The 22,288-nt window shown below is 53.4% G+C and carries 20 protein-coding genes and 1 pseudogene; 15 read left to right on the top strand and 6 right to left on the bottom strand.

Going from position 1 to position 22,288, the window contains the following annotated elements; translation table 11 throughout:
* The first annotated feature begins 185 nt into the window (after nucleotides 1-185).
* From CV944_RS13650 to CV944_RS13640, 3 genes are all read left to right on the top strand, one after another.
* On the top strand, nucleotides 186-335 hold the full coding sequence (locus CV944_RS13650) for a YflJ family protein (RefSeq protein ID WP_075261895.1): 150 nt from the start codon (nucleotides 186-188) through the stop codon (nucleotides 333-335).
* A 124-nt stretch (nucleotides 336-459) separates the two neighbouring features.
* Nucleotides 460-654 carry an NETI motif-containing protein gene (locus CV944_RS13645; RefSeq protein ID WP_033015194.1) on the top strand — a complete coding sequence of 65 codons (195 nt, stop codon included), beginning with the start codon at nucleotides 460-462 and terminating at the stop codon, nucleotides 652-654.
* A 146-nt stretch (nucleotides 655-800) separates the two neighbouring features.
* The gene (locus tag CV944_RS13640; protein ID WP_011231108.1) at nucleotides 801-1,007 is read left to right on the top strand and encodes a DUF6501 family protein; all 207 of its coding nucleotides are present in this window, start codon (nucleotides 801-803) and stop codon (nucleotides 1,005-1,007) included.
* Between the two features lie 56 nt (nucleotides 1,008-1,063).
* Here the strand turns inward: CV944_RS13640 and CV944_RS13635 are convergent, their stop codons facing one another.
* The 5 genes from CV944_RS13635 to CV944_RS13615 form a co-directional block, all read right to left on the bottom strand.
* Entirely contained in the window at nucleotides 1,064-2,356 is a 1,293-nt protein-coding gene (locus tag CV944_RS13635; RefSeq protein WP_100664351.1) for a sensor histidine kinase, read from the bottom strand.
* Between the two features lie 78 nt (nucleotides 2,357-2,434).
* On the bottom strand, nucleotides 2,435-3,688 hold the full coding sequence (locus tag CV944_RS13630; RefSeq protein WP_369806439.1) for an MFS transporter: 1,254 nt from the start codon (nucleotides 3,686-3,688) through the stop codon (nucleotides 2,435-2,437).
* A 60-nt stretch (nucleotides 3,689-3,748) separates the two neighbouring features.
* Nucleotides 3,749-4,897, bottom strand: coding sequence for a Ger(x)C family spore germination protein (locus tag CV944_RS13625; protein WP_100664350.1), 1,149 nt, complete (start codon nucleotides 4,895-4,897; stop codon nucleotides 3,749-3,751).
* Complete coding sequence (locus CV944_RS13620; RefSeq protein ID WP_100664349.1) at nucleotides 4,894-6,429, bottom strand: spore germination protein; 1,536 nt, start codon at nucleotides 6,427-6,429, stop codon at nucleotides 4,894-4,896. The genes CV944_RS13625 and CV944_RS13620 overlap by 4 nt, the downstream gene beginning before the upstream one ends.
* Nucleotides 6,426-7,520, bottom strand: coding sequence for a GerAB/ArcD/ProY family transporter (locus tag CV944_RS13615; RefSeq protein ID WP_199170457.1), 1,095 nt, complete (start codon nucleotides 7,518-7,520; stop codon nucleotides 6,426-6,428). Before CV944_RS13615 ends, CV944_RS13620 begins: the two co-directional genes overlap by 4 nt.
* A gap of 261 nt (nucleotides 7,521-7,781) precedes the next feature.
* Between CV944_RS13615 and CV944_RS13610 the strand changes: the two genes are divergently transcribed.
* The 4 genes from CV944_RS13610 to CV944_RS13595 all read left to right on the top strand — a co-directional run bounded on the left by CV944_RS13610 (nucleotide 7,782) and on the right by CV944_RS13595 (nucleotide 11,136).
* Nucleotides 7,782-8,060 carry a YetF domain-containing protein gene (locus CV944_RS13610; protein ID WP_020754843.1) on the top strand — a complete coding sequence of 93 codons (279 nt, stop codon included), beginning with the start codon at nucleotides 7,782-7,784 and terminating at the stop codon, nucleotides 8,058-8,060.
* A 121-nt stretch (nucleotides 8,061-8,181) separates the two neighbouring features.
* Complete coding sequence (locus tag CV944_RS13605) at nucleotides 8,182-8,559, top strand: GntR family transcriptional regulator (protein ID WP_100664348.1); 378 nt, start codon at nucleotides 8,182-8,184, stop codon at nucleotides 8,557-8,559.
* Nucleotides 8,556-9,455 (top strand): ABC transporter ATP-binding protein, encoded by a 900-nt coding sequence (locus CV944_RS13600; protein ID WP_044744295.1) that lies wholly within the window; start codon nucleotides 8,556-8,558, stop codon nucleotides 9,453-9,455. Before CV944_RS13605 ends, CV944_RS13600 begins: the two co-directional genes overlap by 4 nt.
* Nucleotides 9,430-11,136: an ABC transporter permease gene (locus CV944_RS13595; protein WP_100664347.1), complete on the top strand. Its 1,707-nt coding sequence runs from the start codon at nucleotides 9,430-9,432 to the stop codon at nucleotides 11,134-11,136. The genes CV944_RS13600 and CV944_RS13595 overlap by 26 nt, the downstream gene beginning before the upstream one ends.
* 69 nt (nucleotides 11,137-11,205) lie before the next feature.
* Here the strand turns inward: CV944_RS13595 and CV944_RS13590 are convergent, their stop codons facing one another.
* A complete protein-coding gene (locus CV944_RS13590; protein WP_021322398.1) occupies nucleotides 11,206-11,433 on the bottom strand; it encodes a YczF family membrane protein in 228 nt (75 codons plus the stop codon).
* Between the two features lie 125 nt (nucleotides 11,434-11,558).
* Between CV944_RS13590 and CV944_RS13585 the strand changes: the two genes are divergently transcribed.
* The 8 genes and pseudogenes from CV944_RS13585 to CV944_RS13550 all read left to right on the top strand — a co-directional run bounded on the left by CV944_RS13585 (nucleotide 11,559) and on the right by CV944_RS13550 (nucleotide 22,103).
* Nucleotides 11,559-13,184 carry a spore germination protein gene (locus CV944_RS13585; protein ID WP_100664346.1) on the top strand — a complete coding sequence of 542 codons (1,626 nt, stop codon included), beginning with the start codon at nucleotides 11,559-11,561 and terminating at the stop codon, nucleotides 13,182-13,184.
* Nucleotides 13,181-14,383: a Ger(x)C family spore germination protein gene (locus tag CV944_RS13580; protein WP_100664345.1), complete on the top strand. Its 1,203-nt coding sequence runs from the start codon at nucleotides 13,181-13,183 to the stop codon at nucleotides 14,381-14,383. The genes CV944_RS13585 and CV944_RS13580 overlap by 4 nt, the downstream gene beginning before the upstream one ends.
* Before the next feature lie 53 nt (nucleotides 14,384-14,436).
* Nucleotides 14,437-15,540, top strand: coding sequence for a GerAB/ArcD/ProY family transporter (locus CV944_RS13575; protein ID WP_100664344.1), 1,104 nt, complete (start codon nucleotides 14,437-14,439; stop codon nucleotides 15,538-15,540).
* A 228-nt stretch (nucleotides 15,541-15,768) separates the two neighbouring features.
* Complete coding sequence (locus CV944_RS13570; protein WP_100664343.1) at nucleotides 15,769-17,214, top strand: SpoIIE family protein phosphatase; 1,446 nt, start codon at nucleotides 15,769-15,771, stop codon at nucleotides 17,212-17,214.
* Between the two features lie 15 nt (nucleotides 17,215-17,229).
* Nucleotides 17,230-17,652: an ATP-binding protein gene (locus tag CV944_RS13565; RefSeq protein WP_011231123.1), complete on the top strand. Its 423-nt coding sequence runs from the start codon at nucleotides 17,230-17,232 to the stop codon at nucleotides 17,650-17,652.
* A 93-nt stretch (nucleotides 17,653-17,745) separates the two neighbouring features.
* Complete coding sequence (locus tag CV944_RS13560) at nucleotides 17,746-18,171, top strand: STAS domain-containing protein (RefSeq protein WP_100664342.1); 426 nt, start codon at nucleotides 17,746-17,748, stop codon at nucleotides 18,169-18,171.
* Nucleotides 18,172-18,579: 408 nt separating this feature from the next.
* Nucleotides 18,580-20,317, top strand: a pseudogene (locus CV944_RS13555) (ABC transporter ATP-binding protein).
* The gene (locus tag CV944_RS13550) at nucleotides 20,301-22,103 is read left to right on the top strand and encodes an ABC transporter ATP-binding protein (RefSeq protein WP_100664341.1); all 1,803 of its coding nucleotides are present in this window, start codon (nucleotides 20,301-20,303) and stop codon (nucleotides 22,101-22,103) included. The pseudogene CV944_RS13555 and the gene CV944_RS13550 overlap by 17 nt, the downstream one beginning before the upstream one ends.
* Nucleotides 22,104-22,288 lie beyond the last annotated feature (185 nt).

Genomic DNA, 22,288 nt, shown 5'->3' with positions numbered 1-22,288 from the left:
CACGCCTCAAAGAATAAGGATTGCTTGAAGCAGTCAAACTTCTTTGGAAGCCCCCACTTCAAATTTTCGCTAGAAAATTAAGTGGGGGTAGTTCACGCCATATGGACAACAATGTTCTTGCTCCCTTTTTGCACACATATACATCATAAAGACAAGCGGATGACAAAAGAGGAGGGGGAGCGCCCATGGCGCATTTCGGCTCGAAAGGATGGCTTGTGGCTGAGTTGAAAAAGGCGGGCATCGCCCGTCATCCGGTTGGACGGAAAAAAATTGAAACGTACAAGGCGACGGAGCTGTACGGGCTGTACCGAAAATATGTGCAGAAAACATGCTGAACCGGATGAAGCGATCCGGCTTCTTTTTTGGGGTACAATAGTTATAAGGAAAGGCCGTGAAGCCTTGATATGTCAACATTTCTAGTGGGAGGAGGGAGGTCGCGCCTCTTTGGCCAGGAAAGCGATGAAGAAAAAACGGTTTACGGTAGCGGAAGGGGAAACGATCGCCGCCTGTTTAGCGCGAATGAAACAGGAAGGCTACCGCCCCATCCGCCGCATCGAGCAGCCAATTTTCCGCGAAGTGGAAACGAACGGCGAAACGATGGTTGAGCCGTGCGGGCGCATCATCGAATTTGAGGGGGTGCGCGATGAGCCGTAGCAACAGGTCGTTAGCACGGTTGCCCGCCGCCGCCAACGATTTGAGGCGTCGGCCATAGCGGCAAATGGCGAATGGGACGTTGCAGCCGGTTGTCCGGGTCGCTACAATAAAGAAGGGGAAAAATATAAAGAGAAGGAGATGACGCCATGATTCATCACACATGGGCGACCCGGCCGACGATCAAAAAAGTAAAGTGCGTTCACACGAACGCGGAAAAGTACATGGTCAGCAATGTATTGACGCCGGGCAAGGTATATGAAGTGAAAAGCGAAACGGACGAGTTTTATTTTGTCATCGACAACAGCGGAAAAGTCGGCGGGTTTTACAAAGATTATTTTGAGGAAGTCAAATGATCGCGCCAATCACCAAGAAAAAACGGATGTCCAAAACAGGGCATCCGTTTTTTCGTTCAGCCGACGGCGCTTTGTTCTGCCGTCGGCGGTCCCACCCGACTTGCCGGCAACGTGATCGTCAACGTCGTCCCTTTTTGTACGGCGCTTTCGATCGTCCACGTTCCTCCCATTTGTTCGATGATTTTGACGGCGACCATCGCACCAAGCCCAGTGCCTTTTTCTTTTGTGCTGAAGTATGGCTCGCCGAAGCGGCGCACTTGTTCTTTCGTCATGCCGATGCCGTTGTCGGAAATGGTAATGACGACTGATGCCCCCCGGTTCTCAGCCGCGACATGAAGCGTGCCGCCGTTTGGCATCGCCTCAATGCTGTTTTTCAACAAGTTGAGAAAACACTGTTGGAAATATTGTACGTTTCCGATGACGATGCCATCTTCGAGGGAAGAGGATACATGGATCGAATGCATATGCGCCATTGGCGTAATCATTTGCAACACTTTTTGAAGCTGGGTGGACACATTAATCGGCTCGGTTTCTTTTGGCGCCGGTTTGGCAAACGTCAAATAGTCGCGGATGATGGCTTCCGCCCGCTCGAGTTCCTCTAAGGCGATGCGAATGTAGCGCTCTTCGGTTTCGCGCGGCAGCCGACCCGTTTGCAGCAGCTGGATGAATCCTTTGACGACGGTGAGCGGGTTGCGGATTTCATGGGAAATGCTCGCCGCCATTTGGCTGACGATCTCCATTTTTTCCATCTTCATCAGCTCTGCCCGAGCGAGCTGCGCCTCATGAAGCGTCTCCATCAAATAGACAGCGAACATCATGACGAACGGCGGCATCATAATAAAATACACGATATATGGCTTCGTTACCGGAAAATCAGCAATCATCACGGCGACAAATGTCGTCAGCACCGCGAGCAAAAACGTCAGCCACAGCGCAGTCAGCAGCTTGCCGGACCGGGGCAGTTTCCGAAACAGCGGGGCGGCGGCGGCCGCTGCCGCGAACATAATGGCATAGACGACCACTGTAAGTGGCTGAAAACCGTACAATATGGTGCGCGCACCCATCAAGAAAACAAACAGCACCGCCCCAACTGCGCCGCCGCCATACAATGTTCCAAGCAAAAACGGAATTTGCCGGAAATCATGGACGCACAGCGGATCCATGTAAATCGGAAATTTCATGCACAACACGGCCGCCAACGCCAAACAAACCCCAAGCAGCGCCCGGCCATAGAGCGGGCGCTGCCGGATCGCTCGACTATGGTCATAAATAAAGGAAAAGGCAAAGATCGTGACCAAAATATAAAATAAGTTGTTCAAGACGTGCTGGTTAATGTATAAACCGGCCATACGAAAAATCTCCTAACTGAATGGACCTTATCACCTTCCATTATAGCGAAAAGAGATTGAAAGAAAAATATGCATTGGCTATGTCCGATCTTTCGGCAGCCAAACCGCCAAGGCGCCAAACAGCGGCAGCGCGCTGCAAAGCATCATCAACGTGTTGAGCGACGACAAGTCGGCGATGTTGCCAAGCACGACGGCGCCAAGCGCCCCCATGCCAAATGCCAAGCCGACGATCAGGCCGGACGCCATGCCGACATGGTTTGGCAGCAGTTCTTGGGCGTAGACGACAAACGTTGCGAAGCTTAACGACAATACAAAGCCGGCGATCAGCAACAGCGGCAGCGCAAGCGAAAGCGGCGCGTGCGGCAAGGCGAGCGCAAACGGTGCGGTTCCAAGCGTCGACCAGAGAATCAAGTTGCGCTTGCCGAACCGGTCGGCGAGCGGCCCGCCGACGAGCGTTCCGATCGCACCGGCGATCATAAAGGCGAACAAGTACACTTGCGCCTCGCGCACCGAGATGTGGGCTGTTTCCATTAAGTAAAACTGATAATAGTTCGAGATGCCGGCCGAATACCACGAGCGGGCGAACACTAAAAAGACGAGCAAGGCAAGCGCAAACGCCACCGGGTGTCCGGGATCGGTGCGCTGCGCCTTTTTCGTTTGGCTTGGCGCCGGACGGCAGCCAAGTTCATGACCGTACCAGTGCGAAACGCGCCAAAGCAAGGTGATGCCGACAGCCGCGGCAAGCATAAACCAAGCGGCTCCCTTTTGGCCGAACGGCACAAAAATCAGGGCGGTAAACAGCGGGGCCAAGGCGTTGCCGGTATTGCCGCCGACTTGATAAATCGATTGGGCGAACGCCCGCCGCGCACCGGCCGCCAAATAAACGACGCGCGATCCTTCCGGATGGAAGACGGCTGAACCGATTCCGACCAACAGCACAGACAACAAGACAAACCAAAAATTCGGCGCCAAGGCGAGCCCGGCCATGCCGAGCAAGCTCGCCGCCATGCCGAGCGGCAAAAAACGCGGCGACGGCAGCCGGTCCGTCCATAAACCGACGACCGGCTGCATGACCGACGACGTCATGTTTAGCGCAAACGCAATCCAGCCGATTTCGGTGTACGATAGCTCCATCGTCGAGCGCAAAATCGGAAAGAGCGCCGGGATGACCGCCTGCATCGCATCGTTCAAAAAGTGGCCGAGGCTGATGCGAACAAAATCGGGTAGACGGTCATGCTGACGGCGCTTGTTCGTTCCGTATGAACCCCCATCGTTCTCCCCCGTTCCAACCATAGATCTTAATATGGCTAAATTATACTTGATCCTTGCCACCAGAGAAAGCCCCATTTCCCAGCGTGAGCGCAGGCAAGAGGGCGCTTCATTTTTGTCTTTTCAATCGCCAGCGCGGTAATTCAGCTTTTCTTTTCCAGATGCACTGATGACGAGCTCGACGTTTACGAATAGCGTGTTGTTATGGAGTGGGATGAGGCCGTTGATCTGATGTTTTTTCCAGAGATCCGGACGCTGGCGATACAGTTGCTCCGCTAGATTCAATATATCGATCTGTTGCTCTTTCCCAAGTTTATATAAGCGGTGGATTTCTTGTTTCACCGTTTGTTCCGCCAGTTTGGTCAGTTGTTTTCGTGAGAGCGGTTCACGCAGTTCGAGGAGATTTCCTTGCGCCTTGACGTTTACAGTAAAAGCATACTTTCCGTTCTTCACGTCGACCGACCACTTCGTTGTTGGATTATGGACGATTAGGGAGGCAACGGTTTTCTCTTTTTGCTTGACATAAATCGGGGTGCGCCGAACGTCCTGCTCCAACCAACGAAGCCCTTGCAAATCGGAACGGCCCTCGCATCCTTGCAGGCGGTAATCGTGAAGAAAACAAATGCCGGATATAGCCAACATTTGTTTTGGCTTCTTATTTTCCACCCAACGATTGTCTTCAATTGTTAAATAAGGGAGTCTAGCTACATCAGCTTTTTCATCCATCGCAGCAATCAATCGGCTGAGCCGGATCGGGCGGATAAACGAACTTTGCTGGAAGATTTCCTCAGGATTGGACAACAGTGAATAATATGAGGAAGCATTGAGCAACGGTGTTGCTTGAAATAAGTCGGAAATCGGCTCATCGGTCGCGTACACCCACGCCGTATGGCGAATTTCATTGTAACGGTTCAGCACGTCGATCACATCGGCCACGATGCCTTTTTGCAAGGCCCGTTTCGTAAAGACAATGCTTTTTACATGGCCCCATGACACCCTTTGTTGAATGGAAGGATAGATTTTGTCGGTCGCGATATTAAACGTTTCGCCAGCGGCTTTGCCGACGGAAATCGCCGCTTTTTCTCTGCCGCCCCCCGCTTCGACTTTGGCAAGGGCGGTGAAATCGATCAATTGCACGTAGGCGATTACTTGGCCATCTTTGTAGTCGATCCCGATTGAATGAATGTAGACAATGTGATCGATGTTGCGTGTGTCCCAGCAACCGCCAAGCAGCATGATAGAGGCGATGATGGGAATGACTCGCTTCCTCATTTTCGTTCCCTCTCTTTTGCAATGAGATCATTTGGACGGACAATGCGGTCGCGCGTGCGGAACTGCTTCCATGTGCTCGGGATAAACACTTTCCCGATATCTTTGGACGGCGGCGCCAGCGGCGTCAAGTACGGAACGCCGCAGGTGCGCAAGTTGACTGCATAAGTCAAGATGAAAAACAGCGACAGAATGAAGCCAAACAGGCCAAGAACGGTGGAAGCCGTCAGGACAATAAAGCGCAGCAAGGTGACGCTGCCGGCCATGTTTTGGTTGACGAGCGTGAATGTCGAGATGACGGAAATGGCGGCGATGACGAGTGTGGCCGGGGGGGCAAGCCCGGCGTTGATCGCCGCCTGGCCGATGATTAAGCCGCCGACGACGGACAGCGTCTGCCCGATGGCGATTGGCAGACGCATCCCGGCTTCCTTAAACACCTCAAACAAAATCATCATCACAAACATCTCCAGCGGCACTGGAAGCGGCACTCCTTGGCGCGACAAAATGAGCGTCGCCAATAAGGTGAACGGCAGCTGATCCGGATGGAACGACGTCAAGGCGACCCAGGCGCCCGGCAAATAAATGGCGACCGAAGTGCCGACGAGCCGAAGCAGGCGCTGAAATACGACAAACAAGAAAAACGTGTTGTTATCTTCCGACGTGTTCAGCAAAAACGTTAAATTGCCCGGGCCGATCAAGGCGGTCGGCGCCCCGTCGACCAAGATGATAAAACGGCCGTTGAGGAGCGAATTGACGGCAAAATCGGGCCGCCCGGTATAACCGAACATCGGGAACAAAGAAAACCGGGTGTCAGACAACCACTCCTCAATTTGATTGGTGCTTGTCACCGAGTCGATGTACAAACTGAGCAGACGGCTTCTCACCTCATCGATGATGGTCGTGTTGGCAATATCATCGACATAAAGGAGCCCGACTTTTGTCTGGCTGCGCGTGCCGATGACAAACGGTTCATAGACGAGCCGGTGCGAGCGCAGCCGCTTGCGGATGAGCGCCACGTTTTTGCTGATTTCTTCAATAAATCCATCTTTGGGTCCACGAATCGATACTTCCGTGTTCGACTCTTCCGGATCGCGGCTGGGCGGGCTGGCGAGCGGCATCGTGTACAAGACATCGGCTTCGTGAAAATAAATGAGCAAATCACCGCTAAACAGCTTGAAGTTGAGATCATCGATCCGCACTTCTTTTCCCATATACTCAAGCGCCGCCGGTTTGCGGGCCTCGATGTCAGCAGCCGTAAAGCACGGATGCTGTTCGCACAGTTCACGGAACATCGGATAGACGGCTTTTTGCAGCATTTGTGCATCGCACAGTTCCTCGCAATAGATAAACAGCAAGTGCACCACAGCCGCCGAGCCGTCAGGCAAAGAGGATGGAATCGCGGCTTCCGTCATGATGACATCCGGGCATTTGGCGTACATCGTGCGCAACGCCTCTTCGGAGATGATGACGGTCTCGAGCCCTGTGTAATCGTCTTTCAACCGCTTGCCTTCGGCGGCGCGCATCGGTCGTTTCATCCTGCCACCCCTCTTTTCTTTTTTCGGTATGCCAACAAAGCGAAACCACTTAACACAACGGACAGCGCAAGACTAAACAGCAGCGATGACGGCAGCACCCCATGTTTGACAAAATGCAAAAACTGTTCATCGCTGCCTGGCGCCAGCGCCGCCAATGTGATCGCCAAGTAAAGGACAATGAGCACCCAACGGCGGGTTTGCGGATGGCGGATCGGGAACAGCTCTACAATGAGCGCCATCGACAAGGAGATGCGGATAAAGGCGCCTGATATCCACTGGTAGATCGACATAAAGTCGACATGTTCAATGTACGTCCCTAAGCTGACCATCCGCCATTGCTCAAATGCCGGATAGCGAAGGCGCGTCGCCTGCTCGGGGCCAAATTCGGTGATGGCGCCAATCGTCGGCCCGATGCTCAGCCCGGCTGTGAAAACAGCGATGGCGGCAAGCGCCTTCCATGAAAACGGGCGAGGCAGGCGATGAGAAAGAAACAAAAGAACAATCACTTCCGCATATCCGGCCCCCGCGTACATCATAGCGCGCCATACAGGCTCCATGCCGTGCTCAAGCATTGGTTTGAGCAGTGAATAATCTTTATGCGGTGTGGTCGAGAGCATCACGAAAAAACCAAACACGATGACGAACGGGCAAATGATCATGGAAGTATTGGCAATCGAGTCGATGCCTTGGTACGAGTTATAAAAACAAACGGCCACGATGACCAAAATCAGCGCCCATCTCGGCGTCGCCGTCAAATAAGAGGTGGTGGTAAACGTGACCGTATCGTTTAACGTGACAAAACTATGAAGAAGCAAGAATGCGCTGCTGACACCGGCCATCGCATAAGCAGCCGCGCTCGAAAATCGGGCTTTGAGCCAGTCAAACAGCCGCTCGCCGTTCAGTTGTCGGATGGTGAAATAAAGCAGCGGCAGCCAAACGAGCAAACACGCCAACGCTCCCAAGGCGGCGACCCACGCATCGCGGTGGGCGGCCTCAAGCATAAAGGGGATGATGATGACATGATTCATCAGCCCGACTGACAGCATGACCATGAATAACAATTGCAGGGCGCTAAGCGGTTGTCCGTTCATCATGAATCCCTTTCTTTCCGTGCAATCTCCAAAGGGCGGGGGATGTAGGGCAAAAGGCTGCTGATTCCAGAAACCTTGCTGAACCGGCTTCTTTTCTGATGAAATGCCGCTGATTGGCTTTCTAAAACGATAGTGTTTCCAGTCCAGGGGAATTTATCCGTTCCAACGGCAAACCAACAGTGAAACTTCTCAGGCGGCAGGGGGCACAATACAGGGAAGAAAGGGCGAACATCACGGCATGCAAGGGGGGCGCAGCATGAAATGGCTTCATTTGACGATCGGCGTGAAGATTTCCAGCTGCCGCCCCACCCGGTGTATGTCCCGGTGACGCTGATCCGCGATGGCCAGCTGTTGGCAGACGAATTAGCGGAGCTTGGGAAAACGGAGCAATGGCTGGCCGCCAAACTGCAAAAACAAGGAATTGCCTCGCCAAAAGACGTGTTGATCGCCGAGTGGCTCGAAGGAGATGGGCTGTTTGTTCAGACGTATCAGCCCGCCGAGCGGCAACGGTCAACACGGCGGCAAACGGCGCCGGAATGAGATGAAGAAAGAATCCGGGAATGGATTCTTTCTTTATTTTGGAAAAAACTCTTGCCTTTCTTCCGTTTTATGTGTACTATTAGTTATAGTACGGTTGTAACAACGAGAGGAGGAGGGGAGGATGTTTGAGCTCGATTTACGAAGCCGGCAACCGATTTATGAGCAGCTGATGGAAAAAATGAAAGAAATGGTCATCCGTGAATTATGGCGGCCGCACGACCAGCTGCCATCGGTCAGGACGATGGCGAAACAGCTGATGGTCAACCCGAATACGATTCAAAAAGCATACCGTGAACTGGAACGCGACGGCTGGATTTATTCGATTCCAGGGAAAGGCAGTTTCGTCGCGCCGCGTTCAAAAGAACCAAACATCGAGGCGGTCGCTGCGGTCCGTGAGCAGTTTGTCCGCCTTGTCAAGGAAGCGCGGTTTTTAGGGGTGACGAATGAGCAGTTATGGCAATGGATTCGAGAAGGGGAAGAAAGAGGGGGAGAATCGTGATTCAACTTGTGGACGTGACGAAAATGTTTGATCGGTTTGCGGCCGTCAAGGGCGCGAACATGATGGTGCCAAAAGGAGCGATTTACGGGCTGCTCGGCCCGAACGGCGCCGGGAAAACGACGCTGCTAAAGATGATGGCCGGCATTCTCCGCCAGGATCGCGGGACGATTACAGTGGACGGGGAGGATGTGTGGGAAAATGTCCGGGTGAAGCAACGCCTTTTGTTTTTGCCAGACTTTGTCTACTTTTTTCCGCACGCGACAATTCGGCAAATGGCGGATTTTTACGAGCAACTGTACCCTTCGTTCAGCCGCGGACGGTTTCTGGAATTGCAGTCCGTCTTTGCGCTTGATCCAAACAAAAAGATTCAGCAGTTTTCCAAAGGCATGCAGCGCCAAGCGGCGTTTTGGCTTGCTTTTTCCGTCCGGCCGGACGTGCTTATTATGGATGAGCCGCTTGATGGGCTCGACGTATTCGTCCGTCGCCATGTGAAACAGCTGTTAATCGATGAAGTAGTAGAACGGGAAATGACCGTTGTCATCTCGTCACACAATTTGCGCGAACTCGAAGATTTATGCGGCATGGTCGGACTGATGGCGCACGGTGTGGTGCAGCTCGAGCGCGATTTGGATGAATTGCGAGCCGGCATGCATAAACTGCAGCTGGCGTTTCGTGATGGATTTCCGGGCGAATTGGCCGAACGCCTCGATATCGTCCACCGCGAGGAGCGCGGCAGCATCGTTCTTCTTATTGTCCGCGGGGAAAAGCGGCGCATAGAGGAGACGGTCCGCGCATTTCATCCTCTCATCCTTGATGTGCTGCCGCTGTCGCTTGAAGAAATTTTTATGTATGAAATGGGGGGCGATGCTCATGTCCGTGAAACAGTGGTCGGCTAACCGCGCCATGTGGGGGCAAAATCTTCGTCAAATCGGCTGGATTGCCATCATTCACTGGCTGCTATGGCTGGCGGCGATCGTATTGCCGATTGGGCTTTCGTACTCGCAATATGATCCAAAAGTCGGAAATGTGCCGCAATGGAAGAACGTATACTATATATCCAACGGGTTCGAGACGTTGATTGCTTGGCTTGTCCCGATCTTGGCGGCGGCCGGCGTGGTTCGCTATATGCATGAGAAACGGTCGGCTGATTTCATCCATAGCTTGCCCATCCGCCGCACCGAACTGCTTGCCGGGCAGATGCTTATTGGATGGCTCTTTTTGGCGGTTCCGCTCGTGTTGACCGCCTTGGTTGCGATCGGATGTCTGTACGGACTTGATCTCCCGTGGCCGATTGGAGCGGGGGATGTGGGACGATGGCTTGGCGAGACGCTTGTCGTAGAGACGGTGATTTTTGCGCTAGGTGTCATGGTCGGCGTGCTCGTCGGCCAATCGATCGTTCATATTGTGTTAACGAATATTGCTCTCTTTTTTCCGACAGGCATCATGGTGCTGCTGTTTAGCAATTTGCCGTTATGGTTGTATGGATTCCCTGATGGGTACTATTTATCGGGAAATCTGATGGATTGGGCGCTGCCGATTCGTTATGCGATGCTGACGGATCAAGCGATGAGCGCGGGGGAAGCCGGACTGTTGCTGCTGTTGTCGCTTCTGTTTTTCGGGGTGTCCATTTGGTTGTACGAGCGGCGGCCGACGGAAGCGGCCGGACAGGCGCTCGCCTTTTCAGTGCTTCGCCCACTGTTTGTGTATGGAGTGGCGTTTTGCATGTGCTTGACCGGCGGGTTCTACTTTGGACAAGTCCAACGGCAGTGGGGATGGATCATCTTTGGGTATGTTGCGTTTTCGCTTATCGGGTATGCCGTTGCGCAAATGGTCGTGATGAAAACATGGCGTGTTTTTCATAAATGGAAAGGGTATATCGCCTTTGCCGCTGTGATGTCGGTCTTATTTTTGACTGTGCGCCTTGATCCGGTTGGATATGTGAGACACGTTCCGAATTTGTCCGATATTGAGAAAGTCTATTTCGGCCAGTCGGTGATGAATTGGCAAAATCCTAACTTGATGGAAAGAGAGTTTGAAGCATTCGATCAGTTTTTGCGCACGAAGGACAACATCAAAGCTGTCAGGGCGCTTCATGCGCAGCTTGTGCACGATCAGCCGCTCCCGTCACGTTTTGGCAACGTCCGGCCGATTGTGATCGGGTATGTGCTCAAAGACGGCACGCGTCTCCTCCGCCGCTACGAAGTGCCGATTGAACCGTACATGCCGTATTTTCAGCGCATCATGGGCTCAAAAGAATATAAGCGGCAATATTATTTGCTCCTTCGCCCGAGCTATTCTCCGATCCGCCAAGTGACGATCCGCAATGTCGAAACGGGGCGTCCGGTGGTCGTGCTGGCCGATCCGAAGGAGATCGAGTCGTTTGTCCAAGCGCTCAAACAAGATTTGTGGAATGAGCCGGTGGAGGACATCATCGGCGGGGGGAGCATATGGCAGGGGGATATTGAATTGCTGCAAAGCGACGGCGATTCGTTTACCGTTCCCTTGTCTTCACACAGCACCCATGTTCGCGAATGGTTGCAACAACAGCATCATTGGGAGCAAATACAGAAAAGGTAATGCCCAATGAAGAGGAAAGGTGTCCCGTTGCTTTTGGGGCACCTTCCTCTTTTTGCCTCCGGCTGTTGGTCAAGACGTTTTGTTTTTTCGTTTCCACATCCAAACGTTCAATAGATCGAGCAATAGTGAAAGGACGAACAATGAGAAAATAAACAGTTCTGGTGCCTTCATTACTCGAAATGGGTTCAGCACGATATGCAACGATTGATGCAAGGTCATTCCCATCAACTGATCCATGCTTACCATCGTTCCTATGGCGAGCAAGGCAAACATCAGCCAAACAACAATTAGTTTCATGGTGTTCCACCTGCTGTTTTTCTTTAGTTTTTTCTATTGATCCAAAAGCGATTCACGGGCGTATGTCCTCCCGATTTCGTGTCCATAATGAGGGATAAAAAGGAAGCGGAGTGAGGAGGAAAAACATGCTGTTTCAATGGGGAATGGGCCGACAAAAAAAGCAGATCAATGACAGGGTGAAACAAGAAGGACCGGACCATAGCGGCGAGGCGGCGGACGTCCCGCAAGAGCCGATGTCAGCTGAATTAGCCGTCAACCTTGACATCATCCGCCAAACGACTGGACAAAGCAGCGATGTCGTCATCCGCCGGTTTTCGCTGGGCCAAGAGAGGCAAATCAAAGCAGCCATCGTCTTTGTGGATGGCCTTGTTGACGAAAAACATGTGTACGAGTTTTTGTTGACGCCGTTGCTGGAGGCGTCATTTCCACTGTCATTAACAGAAAAAGAATGGTTTCCGTGGATCGAACAAAAGTTGGCCGCGGTGGGCGGTGTGAAGCATGTCGTCGATTGGGAACACCTGTTTTTGGAGCTGTTTTCCGGAGAGACCATCATCTTGTTGGACGGGGTGCCGTCCGCTGTCAGCGCCAGCACCAAAGGCGGCCAATATCGTGCAATCGAGGAGCCACAGACGCAACTCGCCGTCCGCGGGCCGCGCGAGGGATTTACGGAGTCGTTGCGCGCAAACACCGCGATGATCCGCCGCCGCATTAAAAATCCCAATCTTTGGCTGGAAACGATGCAAATCGGCACCGTGACGCAAACGGATGTCGCGATCATGTACATCAAAGGCATTGCCAATGACGAGGTTATCGAGGAAGTGAGAGCGCGCCTGCGCCGCATTGATACGGACAGCGTGCTTGAGTCCGGTTATATTGAACAATTAATCGAAGATCAAACGTTTACGACGTTTCCGACGATCTATCATACCGAGCGTCCCGACGTGGTGGCGGCGAATTTGCTGGAAGGACGGATAGCGATTTTGATTCAGGGGACGCCGTTTATCTTGATTGTGCCGGCTTTGTTTATCCAATTTTTTCAAGCGGTGGAGGATTATTATGCCCGTTTTGATATTGCGACCGCTCTTCGTTTTTTACGCGTGTTGATTTTTTTTCTCTCGCTCGTCGCGCCCTCTATTTATATTGCTGCGGTGACGTTTCATCAAGAAATGATCCCGACCCAGCTCGTCATCGCCATTGCCGCCCAGCGTGAGGCTGTGCCGTTTCCCGCTTTTGTCGAGGCATTGATCATGGAAGTGACATTTGAGATTTTGCGTGAAGCGGGGATTCGGCTGCCGCGTGCAGTCGGACAGGCGGTGTCGATTGTTGGCGCCTTGGTCATCGGGCAGGCGGCAGTGGAAGCTGGGTTCGTTTCCTCGGCGATGGTGATCGTCGTTTCGATCACGGCGATCGCCAGCTTTGCGACGCCGTCGTTTGCCATCGCCATTCCAGCCCGTCTCATCCGCTTTGGGTTGATGTTTTTAGCAGCGATGTTCGGGTTTTACGGCATCATGATGGGGTTGTTGGTCATGATTCTCCATTTATGCAGCTTGCGTTCGTTTGGGGTGCCATACATGTCGCCGCTCGCTCCGTTCACCCCATCTAATATGGGCGATACCCTGTTTCGAATCCCGACATGGATGTACCGCGAGCGGCCGCGCCTGATTAACCAGAAAAATATCATTCGCCAATCAGGGGATCAGAAACCGCAGCCTCCGGCACCAACACGCCGGGAAAAGGAGGATGGATCATGAAACGATCTATCGCCATGTTTGTGTCCTTTTTTGTTTGTGCGCTGTTGCTGGCTGGCTGTTGGAGTAAAAAAGAGTTAACCGATTTGGCCGTTGTCATTGCCGTCGGCCTCGATAAAACAAAAGACGGCAGATATTTGGCCTCGTTTCAAGTCGTCAACCCGGGCAACGTTGCGGGGGCGCTCCAACGAGGAGGCGGAGCGGGCGGCGTGCCCGTTTCCATTTATACGTCGACCGGAGACACGTTGGTCGAGGCAAGCCGAAAAGCCTCGAAGAAGTTGTCGCGCATCCTGTATTACGCTCATACCAACTTGGTGGTCATCAGCGAGGAAGTGGCGCGCCAAGGGTTGAATGACGTATTCGATGCGGTGGAACGGAGCCACCAGTTTCGGCCGACAGCGCAGCTGGTTATTGCTCATGGCCACTCGGCGAAAGAGGTGTTAAGCGTATTAACACCGATTGATAAAATTTCCGCCAACCAAATTATTAAGACGTTGGAGTTTTCCGAGATGGCCCGGGGGCAGACAATCAACACTGATGTCTGGGGGGCGATTCGTGGTTTGACATCTTCAGGAAGAAATACAGTCGTGACGGGTGTTGTCATTGAAGGAAACCCACAGCAGGGCAAACGGCAAACAAACGTTCAATCCTCTGTGCCAGATGCTCGCATCAGCTTGGATGGACTGGCGTTATTTAAAAAAGACCGTCTTGTTCGCTGGGTGAACGGCTCAACGGAACGAGGCGTGCTTTGGGTGTTGGATCGAATTAAACAAACGAATATCACGATCCCCTGGAATGGAAAAAAAGAAGCGATTGGCTATCGAACCGTGCGGGTGAAAACAGAAGTCAAGCCCCAATGGAAAAAGGGAAGGCCATCGATTTTGGTTCACATTCAAACGGAAGGAGATATCAGTGAAGCATACGTTCCGATTCGTTTGGATGACTACCGGCAATTGTTCCAATTGGAAAAGGCCATTGGCCGGGATATTGAACGGGAAGTGAGACAGGCGATTGAAACGGCCCAGCATGAAAAAACGGATGTTTTTGGTTTTGGCGAGGCGGTGCATCGCGCCCACCCCCGCCTGTGGAAAAGAATCAAAAAAGAGTGGGATGACCGCTATTTCCCTCATCTTCCGGTGACAGTGAAAGTAGAGGCTTCCATTCGACGCACAGGATTGCGGAATACGCCATACATCAAATAAGCGTTTTCGGCTCAAAAACTTGGATACGGTGGAGTGAGGAGCGATGGAGCGAGATGGAACATAGTAAAATCAATATGCGCCAGCTGTTTGTCCTGATTGTGTTGTTTGAGCATGGCAGTGCGATCGTCATTCCGCTCGGCGTCAGCGCCAAGCAAGATGTGTGGATCGCCATTTTGCTCGGTCTGGCGCTTGGGCTGTTGCTGTTTTTGGTTTACCAGCGTTTGTTTCATTATTACCCCGATCAGCCGCTTACTTCCTATGTGACACATATCGTCGGCAAGCCGCTCGGCAAGTTGTTGGCGGTTCTCTATATTACCTATTTTTTCTATATCGCCGCCCGTGTGTTGCGTGATTTTGGCGAACTGTTGCTCACGTTTGCCTATCCGGAAACGCCGCTGTTTGTTTTGAATGCCCTTATGGCTATGACGGTCATGTACAGCGCCTATAAAGGCATCGAAGTATTGGCGCGCACCGGCGAACTGCTTTATACGTTATTGCAAATACTGGCGGTTGTTGGATTCATCTTGGTTATCGCTTCCGGACTTGTTGATCTCACCCAGCTGCAGCCGGTGCTGGAGGAAGGGTGGAACCGAGTGTGGAAAACGGTGTTCACGGAAACGTTGTACGTTCCGTTTGGTGAGATGATCGTGTTTACGATGTTGTTTCCGTATACGAACAACCCCGCGAAAGTGAACCGGGCCGCCATCGCTGGCATGGTGTTGACCGGGTTGAACTTGGCGGTCATTGCCGCGATCAATATGGCTGTTCTCGGCCCGGATGTTGCGTCTCGCTCGTCGTTTCCGCTGCTTGATACGATCCGCCGCGTGCAAGTCGCCCATTTTTTCGAGCGGCTTGATGTTTTTTTTATGATCGCGCTCATTATCGGCGGGTTTTTTAAAATCTCGATCTTTTTTTATGCCGGAGTCGTCGGGGCGGCTCATTTATTCGGCATTTCAAGACATCAACGAATCGTTTATCCGCTTGGGATGCTTGTGTTGCTGCTGTCGGTTGCCATTGCCAGCAACTATGTTGAACACATCCATGAAGGATTGAAAATCGTCACGTGGTACTTGCACATCCCGCTGCAAATCATCATTCCGGTGCTCTTGCTTGTGATTGCGGCGATTCGCCGGCGGTTTGGATCATCGGCAAAATAAGAAAAACGGACTAGAAGATTTATGCGGCAGCAAGCAGGAAAATCAACAAAAGACCGCGAATACCAACAATAATCTGTTCCCAATGGGAACAATGGGCGAAATGTGGTGCTGAACATGCAACCCGAAGGCGGGGTGGAAACAACCCGGCGCCGATGCGCGTTTTTGTTTCGGGAAGCCGGTGTCAGCTGAAGGCTATTGATTTTGATTATAACGAAAAAGGGTTGAACGATGGTGAAGGCGAATGTACAGGCGATCGATCAGCTAGACGCGGAACAGTTGGGCAGCGGCATGGTGATTACCGACCGTCAACTTTCGATTGTTGCGGTCAGCGAACCGACGCCAAGATGGCTCGGATTTGCCAAAAACGAATTAGTCGGGCGGCCGGTCGGCGTTCTGTTTTCAGCCGAATGGTCGGCCGCGTTGTTGGACGGCATCGCCGAGGCGGTAAAAAAGGACGGATGTTGGCAAGGAGAAGCGCGCCATGTGGCGAAAAGTGGGAAAGCATACATGAGCTGGATGAACGTCTATCGGTTGTCAGGCAGCGAGGGAGAATGGCTCGTTTGGCATTTTGTTGAACAAACCGCTATGCCTCCGGCTGATCGACCGACGCCGTCTGAGTTGCTTGAGGTCATTTACGATTCCGCCCCGTTCGCTGTTGTTCCGGTGGCGGCGGACGGAACCGTGCAAGATTGGGGGCTTAGTGCAGAGCGGCTGTTTGGGCGCCGAAAAGAAGAGGCGGTCGGCCGCCCGATATGGTCGCTTTTTCGCTGCGGCAGCCAAACATGGCTTCCGTTTCCTCCCCAAGAGCAGCGATGCGGCGAAGGGATGGTGCAGCGCCGGGACGGCACGTCCGCAAATGTCGCCTATACGGTCATTCCCGTGCTTCAGGGGGACGGATATATCGTCCTTGTCGAAGACGAGACGAAGCAAAAGCAAAAAGAGGCGGAGCGGCGGCGCCAAGTCGAGCTGGCGAAAAAAATTCAGCACAACTTGTTGACGCCGCTCATTCAAAACGAGGCGGTGACGATGGATGCCGTCTATATTCCATCCGATGATTTGTCAGGCGATATTTACGCTTGCTATCAAATCGACCTGTACCGCTACGGGGTGATCGTCATCGATGTGATGGGACACGGCATTTCGTCGGCCTTGGTGAGCATGTTGCTTCGCTCGCTTTTGCGCGGGTTGATCGTGCGCGTCATTGACCCGGTCTCGGTGGCGAGCGAGCTGGAGAAGCATGTGCAAACGTTGTTTCCTGATGAGGCCAACAACATCCGCCACCTATTTTCCATGATTTATTTAGTGATTGACACGAAAGAGCGGAAAATTGAATATACGAACGCCGGCCATCCGGCTGGGCTGCTCGTTTTGGACGACGGAAGCGTCCATGAGTTGGACAAAGGCGGTTTGGCGATCGGCAGCCCGTTTTCCTTGCCGTTTGAAAAAGGGGTGATTCATTACGACAAGCGGGCCCGCCTCCTTTTGTATACAGACGGCATTTTAGAGGAGATCGATCCGTCGATTTTGCAAAGCATTGAAAAAATTCGCTTATGTACGCAAATGTGCCGCCATTTGCCGGATAAACGCTTCCTCGAGCGTTTAATCAGCCAAGGTCCGCCGCTCGTCAGCCCTTCCGACGACATTTGCTTATTGTCCATCACGGTTCATGGATAGGAGGGGCGCTTGGTAGTGTGTGAATGGATCGTGCGCTGCCGGGCGGACGAGGAAGCGGTTTTGGTTTGCCATCTCCTTGCGGAGCAGGCTGCTTCGTTGTTTGCGGTCCGTGATGCGGAATTGTTTGTGTTGGCGGTGCATGAAGCGGTCGTCAATGCCGTCAAAGCGGTTCAACGGGCGGGGATGGAGGCGGGGACGATTTCGCTCTCCTTTTTTGTCACAAGCGCTGATGTGGCCGTGGCGGTTGAGGACGAGGGCGGCGGCGTTCCAGCGGAAGTGATCGAGCAGCTTGATCAAATGACGCTCTCTGATGTATTGCTCGCCGAATCGGGGCGAGGGTTGCTATTCATCCGAGAAATTATGGATGACGTTATGTGGGTTGAGCAAAAGGGCGGCCGTCGGATGCTTGTCATGAAAATGAGTCGGAATGCAACATAACGGTCTTTGGTGCCATGATGCACCCATGTGATCGGAACGAATGCGGGTGGTGGCCGAGGGCAAGGCATGGCTGGTCAACGATAGGGGGATACAATGAAACAGCATCGGTTGTCGTTTGAATTGGAAATGGTTGTAGAACGCGCATACGAATGCATCAAGCTAACTGGACGGCTCGCCTATGATACGCAGCTCGCGGCGGAACAAAAGCTGGCGACGGCGATGGCTGCTGTCAAGCGCCGCCTTGTCGTTGTCGACGTGAGCGGCCTTCGATTTTTGGACAGTACTGGATTAGCGCTCCTTGTCCGCTTTTTTAAGCAAATCGTCAGCGAAAGCCGCGCCATGGCCATCGTCGTCCGGGATAACGCGGCTATAGAAAAGGTTTTGTTGATAGCCAAGCTCAACCGGCTGCTGCCGATCGTTGGCGATGAACAACAGCTGTTGTCCCTTGCACCGCCAAGCTCTTTCGACCATATTAGCCAGGAGGCGCTTTATTCGGCATGGCGTCAGCGTTCGTCATAGACATGGCTCTCATGCCGAATCAACTGGAAGATTTCACATTTCGCTGGCCCAAAAGCGTGTCGTCTATTTTTCCGACTGCTGAAGGCAAGGTGTGACGGAAGACGGAATAACCCCCTGCTTCCCAGACCCATGCATGGGTCTGGGAAGCGGTGTTGTTCAGTCACCCGGCCAGTCGGGCATCTCGATCGAAACGATTGAACAGACCAGTTGTTCCCCTATTGCCGCCGATGGCCCCCGCGCGATGAGACATTCGTTCGGGGGTTTTGTTCCTCTTGGCCGGGAGCATCTCCGCTTCTGCAAATGCATTCTCATTGTCAAATAAATATTTCGGGTTTAGAATAAAATGATACACAACGATGAACGGCGGCTGGGCCCTGCGATCGGAATGGAGAGGAGAGTGGCGCAGACATGGGGCGGGTGCTGATCTATTTGCGGCCATATGGGAAGTGGATGGCGTTAGCTTGGTTGTTTATGTTGACCGAGCTGATCATCGAGCTTTGGCAGCCGCTGTTGATGGGGAAAATCATCGACGATGGTGTCATGAAACAGGATGTTGCGGCCATTTTCACGTGGGGAGCAGTGATGCTCGGGGCGTCGCTGTTGGCGTTTGCCTCAGGCATCGCCAACTCATTTGCCGCAGCCTACGTCGGTCAGGAGTACGGATTTGCGCTGCGGACGGCGCTGTTTGCCAAAATTCAATCGTTTTCGCTTGCGCGCATCGAGCAGTTGTCGCCGGCCTCGCTCGTCACCCGGATGACGAACGATGTGACCCAAGTGCAAAACATGTTGTTTATGAGTTTGCGCATCGCCTTGCGTGCGCCGCTTCTCGTCGTCTTCGGCGTCGCGATGGCGTTTGTCGTTCATGCGCGCTTGGCGCTCGTTTTGGCGGTGGCTGTTCCTCTGTCCGCTGTTTTTTTTATTGTGGGTTGTACAAAAGGCGGCGGCGTCCTTTTCCGCCGTCCAACGAGCGCTTGACCGTGTCAACGGCGTAATGCGTGAAAATTTGGCCGGCATGCGACTCATTAAAGCGTGGATGAGAAAAGAATACGAAGAGGAGCGATTTGCGGCGGCGAACGATGCGCTGATGGAGCGGACAATGAGTGTGCTTCGCCTCGTGGAGACGATCACGCCGGTGTTGCTGATCGTGATGAACACCGCCATCGTCGCCGTTCTCCTTTTTGGCCGCCACCATATCGAGGCCGGGACGGCGAGCGCTGGGCAAGTCGTCGCCATCGTCAACTACGCGACGCGGGCGACGGCTGCGTTGTCGATGTTTACATTTATTACGATGGCGTTTTCACGGGCGCGCGCCTCGGCCGCCCGCCTCGCTGAACTTCTTGAAGCCCCGGGCGAGCGACACGGGGCGGATGCGGGCGGCGGTCCGGCCGTTCAGCGCGGGGAAATCCGGTTTGAGCACGTTTCGTTCCGTTATCCGTCGAGTCCGCGCGAGGCGCTTTCGGACGTGTCGTTCGTCATCCGTCCGCATGAGACAGCCGCCATTTTAGGAGCGACAGGGGCCGGCAAATCGACGCTTCTTCAGCTGATTCCCCGGTTGTACGAACCAAGCGGCGGGCGCGTGTTGATTGATGGCGTCGATGTGCGCGAGTTTTCCGCCGAACAGCTGCGGACGGCGGTGCGCTTTGTCCCGCAGGAAGTGCTGCTGTTTTCAGGGACGGTCGCGGACAATCTCCGCTTTGGCAACATCACTGCGTCGATGGAAGAACTTGTGCAAGCGGCTCGCGATGCACAAATTCATGAAACCATCACTCGGTTTCCGGATGGATACGACGCACGGATCGGTCAAAAGGGTGTCAATTTATCAGGCGGGCAAAAGCAGCGGCTGTCGATCGCCCGCGCCTTGGTGGGGCAACCGCGCGTTTTGCTTTTGGATGACAGCACAAGCGCGCTCGATGCAGAGACGGAAGCAAAGCTGCTCGCAGCGTTGAGGAAGTATGCATGCACGACGGTGATGGTGACGCAAAAGGTGAGCACCGCGATGGCGGCGGATACGATTTTGCTTTTGGAAGACGGCCGCCTGATCGCACAAGGAAGCCATGAACAACTGCTGGCGACGAGCGACCTGTATCGACGCATCGTCGCCACGCAGGAAGGAAAGAAGGGATCGGTGGATGTCACTACGGCATAGTCCGCACGGAGCGCGTGTTGGCGCAAGTCCGCAGCGGGCGAAAAACAGCGTCGGCACGTTGCGTCGGCTATGGGCCTTTATCGCTCCGCAAAAGCGAAAGCTGTTTGCGGCCGTGGCTATGGTGATGGCCAGCTCGGCGTTGGCGCTTGCTGGGCCGTATGTCGTTGGCCGGGCGGTTGATTCGTACATTGTGGAACGAAAAACGGATGGATTTTTCGCAACGCTCATTTTGCTTCTGGCCATTTATTTGGTCCTTGGGGCGGCGACGTTTTGGCAAAACTATTGGATGATCGATGTCGGCCAGCGGACGGTGCGCAGCATTCGCGAGCGGTTGTTTCATCATTTTCATGAGCTGCCGATTTCGTTTTTTGACCGACGCCAGCAAGGCGAACTCATGAGCCGGATTACAAACGACATCGACAATATGAGCCAGACATTTAACAGCACGGTTGTCCAGGTCGTCTCGAGCACGTTGACGTTGATGGGCGCTATGGTGGTTATGCTTTCACAAAGCGTTGTGTTGACAATCGTAACGCTTGTTGTCGTGCCGCTCATGTATGTGGGCATGCGCTGGATCACCAACCGGACGCGGGTGCGTTTCCGTGAGCAGCAACGGGCGCTCGGAGAGATGAACGGCTTTATCGAAGAGGTCATTTCCGGACAGAAAGTGGTGAAGCTGTTTTCCCAAGAAGAGCGGATGGAGGAGGAATTGGCCCGCAAAAATGCCGAGCTGAAACAAGCCGGTTTTTGGGCGCAAACGTATTCCGGCTTTATTCCGAAGCTGATGAACTTTTTAAACAACTTGAGCTTCGGCTTGATTGCCGTTGTCGGCGGATGGCTGGCGGCGAAAGGGACGATATCGGTCGGGACGATCGTCGTGTTTGTCGAATACGCCCGCCAGTTTACCAGACCGCTTAATGACCTGGCCAATCAATGGAACACACTGCTGTCGGCGTTGGCCGGCGCTGAACGGGTGTTGGAAATTTTGGATTTGCCGGAGGAAGAGGAAGACGAGCGGGAAGCGGTGGTCTTGGACCGGCTTGATGGACGCATTGAGTTTCGTCAAGTCGTCTTTTCTTACGACAAACAGCGTCCGGCGCTTCGTGATGTCACGTTTTCCGTCTCACCCGGGGAGACGGTCGCGCTTGTCGGTCCAACTGGAGCCGGCAAAACGACCGTATTGCAGCTGTTGACCCGCTTTTACGATCCGGACGAAGGCGTCATTTTGATCGATGGACGCGACAGCCGGACGATCAAGCGAGCAAGTTTGCGCCGCCACATGGCGTTTGTGCTTCAAGATGCGTTTTTGTTCGCCGGAACGATCCGCGACAACATTCGCTACGGCCGGCTTGAGGCGACCGATGAAGAAGTCGAGGAGGCGGCGCGCCAGGCGAACGCCCACTCGTTTATTATGAAGCTGCCGAACGGCTATGACACCGTTTTGACCTCGGGAGGAGGCGGGATCAGCCAAGGGCAGCGGCAGCTGTTGGCGATCGCCCGGGCGATGATCGCCGACCCGGCCATTTTGATTTTGGACGAAGCGACGAGCAACATCGATACAGTGACCGAAGTGCGCATTCAAGAAGCGCTCGCCCGGCTCATGAACGGGCGGACATGTTTTGTCATCGCCCATCGGTTGAACACGATTCAACATGCCGACCGCATCGTTGTGCTCAACGAAGGCAACGTGATCGAACAAGGAACGCATGAAGAACTGTTGGAAGCAAAAGGATTTTACTTCCAATTGTATCAGCGCTATTGGTTGCGCAATGTGCAGCAGGCATAACTGTATGGTGTTCACGTTTGCGGAGGACTTCAGATGAATGCGTGTCTCCTCCATGCGAACTCGAGTGCTCAAGAAAGGAAGAGTGGGTCAACTACCCCCACTTCGCTAACGCTTGAAGTGGGGGCTTGCAACTCCCCAGAAGTGCGAGCGGACTTCGTCCTCCTTCCTTGACTTGGGGTTGCATC

This window comes from Geobacillus sp. WSUCF-018B, from assembly GCF_002809985.1.
GTDB classification, from domain to species: domain Bacteria; phylum Bacillota; class Bacilli; order Bacillales; family Anoxybacillaceae; genus Geobacillus; species Geobacillus thermophilus.
This window is presented reverse-complemented; position numbering and strand designations above follow the sequence as displayed.

Coding starts and splice junctions, on each gene's coding strand:
- CV944_RS13595 (WP_100664347.1), top strand. CDS start 9,430: ATGTCCGTGAAACAGTGGTCGGCTAACCGCGCCATGTGGGGGCAAAAT.
- CV944_RS13585 (WP_100664346.1), top strand. CDS start 11,559: ATGCTGTTTCAATGGGGAATGGGCCGACAAAAAAAGCAGATCAATGAC.
- CV944_RS13590 (WP_021322398.1), bottom strand. CDS start 11,433: ATGAAACTAATTGTTGTTTGGCTGATGTTTGCCTTGCTCGCCATAGGA.
- CV944_RS13610 (WP_020754843.1), top strand. CDS start 7,782: ATGGCTTCATTTGACGATCGGCGTGAAGATTTCCAGCTGCCGCCCCAC.
- CV944_RS13625 (WP_100664350.1), bottom strand. CDS start 4,897: ATGAGGAAGCGAGTCATTCCCATCATCGCCTCTATCATGCTGCTTGGC.
- CV944_RS13560 (WP_100664342.1), top strand. CDS start 17,746: ATGAAACAGCATCGGTTGTCGTTTGAATTGGAAATGGTTGTAGAACGC.
- CV944_RS13580 (WP_100664345.1), top strand. CDS start 13,181: ATGAAACGATCTATCGCCATGTTTGTGTCCTTTTTTGTTTGTGCGCTG.
- CV944_RS13550 (WP_100664341.1), top strand. CDS start 20,301: ATGTCACTACGGCATAGTCCGCACGGAGCGCGTGTTGGCGCAAGTCCG.
- CV944_RS13620 (WP_100664349.1), bottom strand. CDS start 6,429: ATGAAACGACCGATGCGCGCCGCCGAAGGCAAGCGGTTGAAAGACGAT.
- CV944_RS13570 (WP_100664343.1), top strand. CDS start 15,769: ATGGTGAAGGCGAATGTACAGGCGATCGATCAGCTAGACGCGGAACAG.
- CV944_RS13645 (WP_033015194.1), top strand. CDS start 460: ATGAAGAAAAAACGGTTTACGGTAGCGGAAGGGGAAACGATCGCCGCC.
- CV944_RS13635 (WP_100664351.1), bottom strand. CDS start 2,356: ATGGCCGGTTTATACATTAACCAGCACGTCTTGAACAACTTATTTTAT.
- CV944_RS13615 (WP_199170457.1), bottom strand. CDS start 7,520: ATGAACGGACAACCGCTTAGCGCCCTGCAATTGTTATTCATGGTCATG.
- CV944_RS13650 (WP_075261895.1), top strand. CDS start 186: ATGGCGCATTTCGGCTCGAAAGGATGGCTTGTGGCTGAGTTGAAAAAG.
- CV944_RS13640 (WP_011231108.1), top strand. CDS start 801: ATGATTCATCACACATGGGCGACCCGGCCGACGATCAAAAAAGTAAAG.
- CV944_RS13575 (WP_100664344.1), top strand. CDS start 14,437: ATGGAACATAGTAAAATCAATATGCGCCAGCTGTTTGTCCTGATTGTG.
- CV944_RS13605 (WP_100664348.1), top strand. CDS start 8,182: ATGTTTGAGCTCGATTTACGAAGCCGGCAACCGATTTATGAGCAGCTG.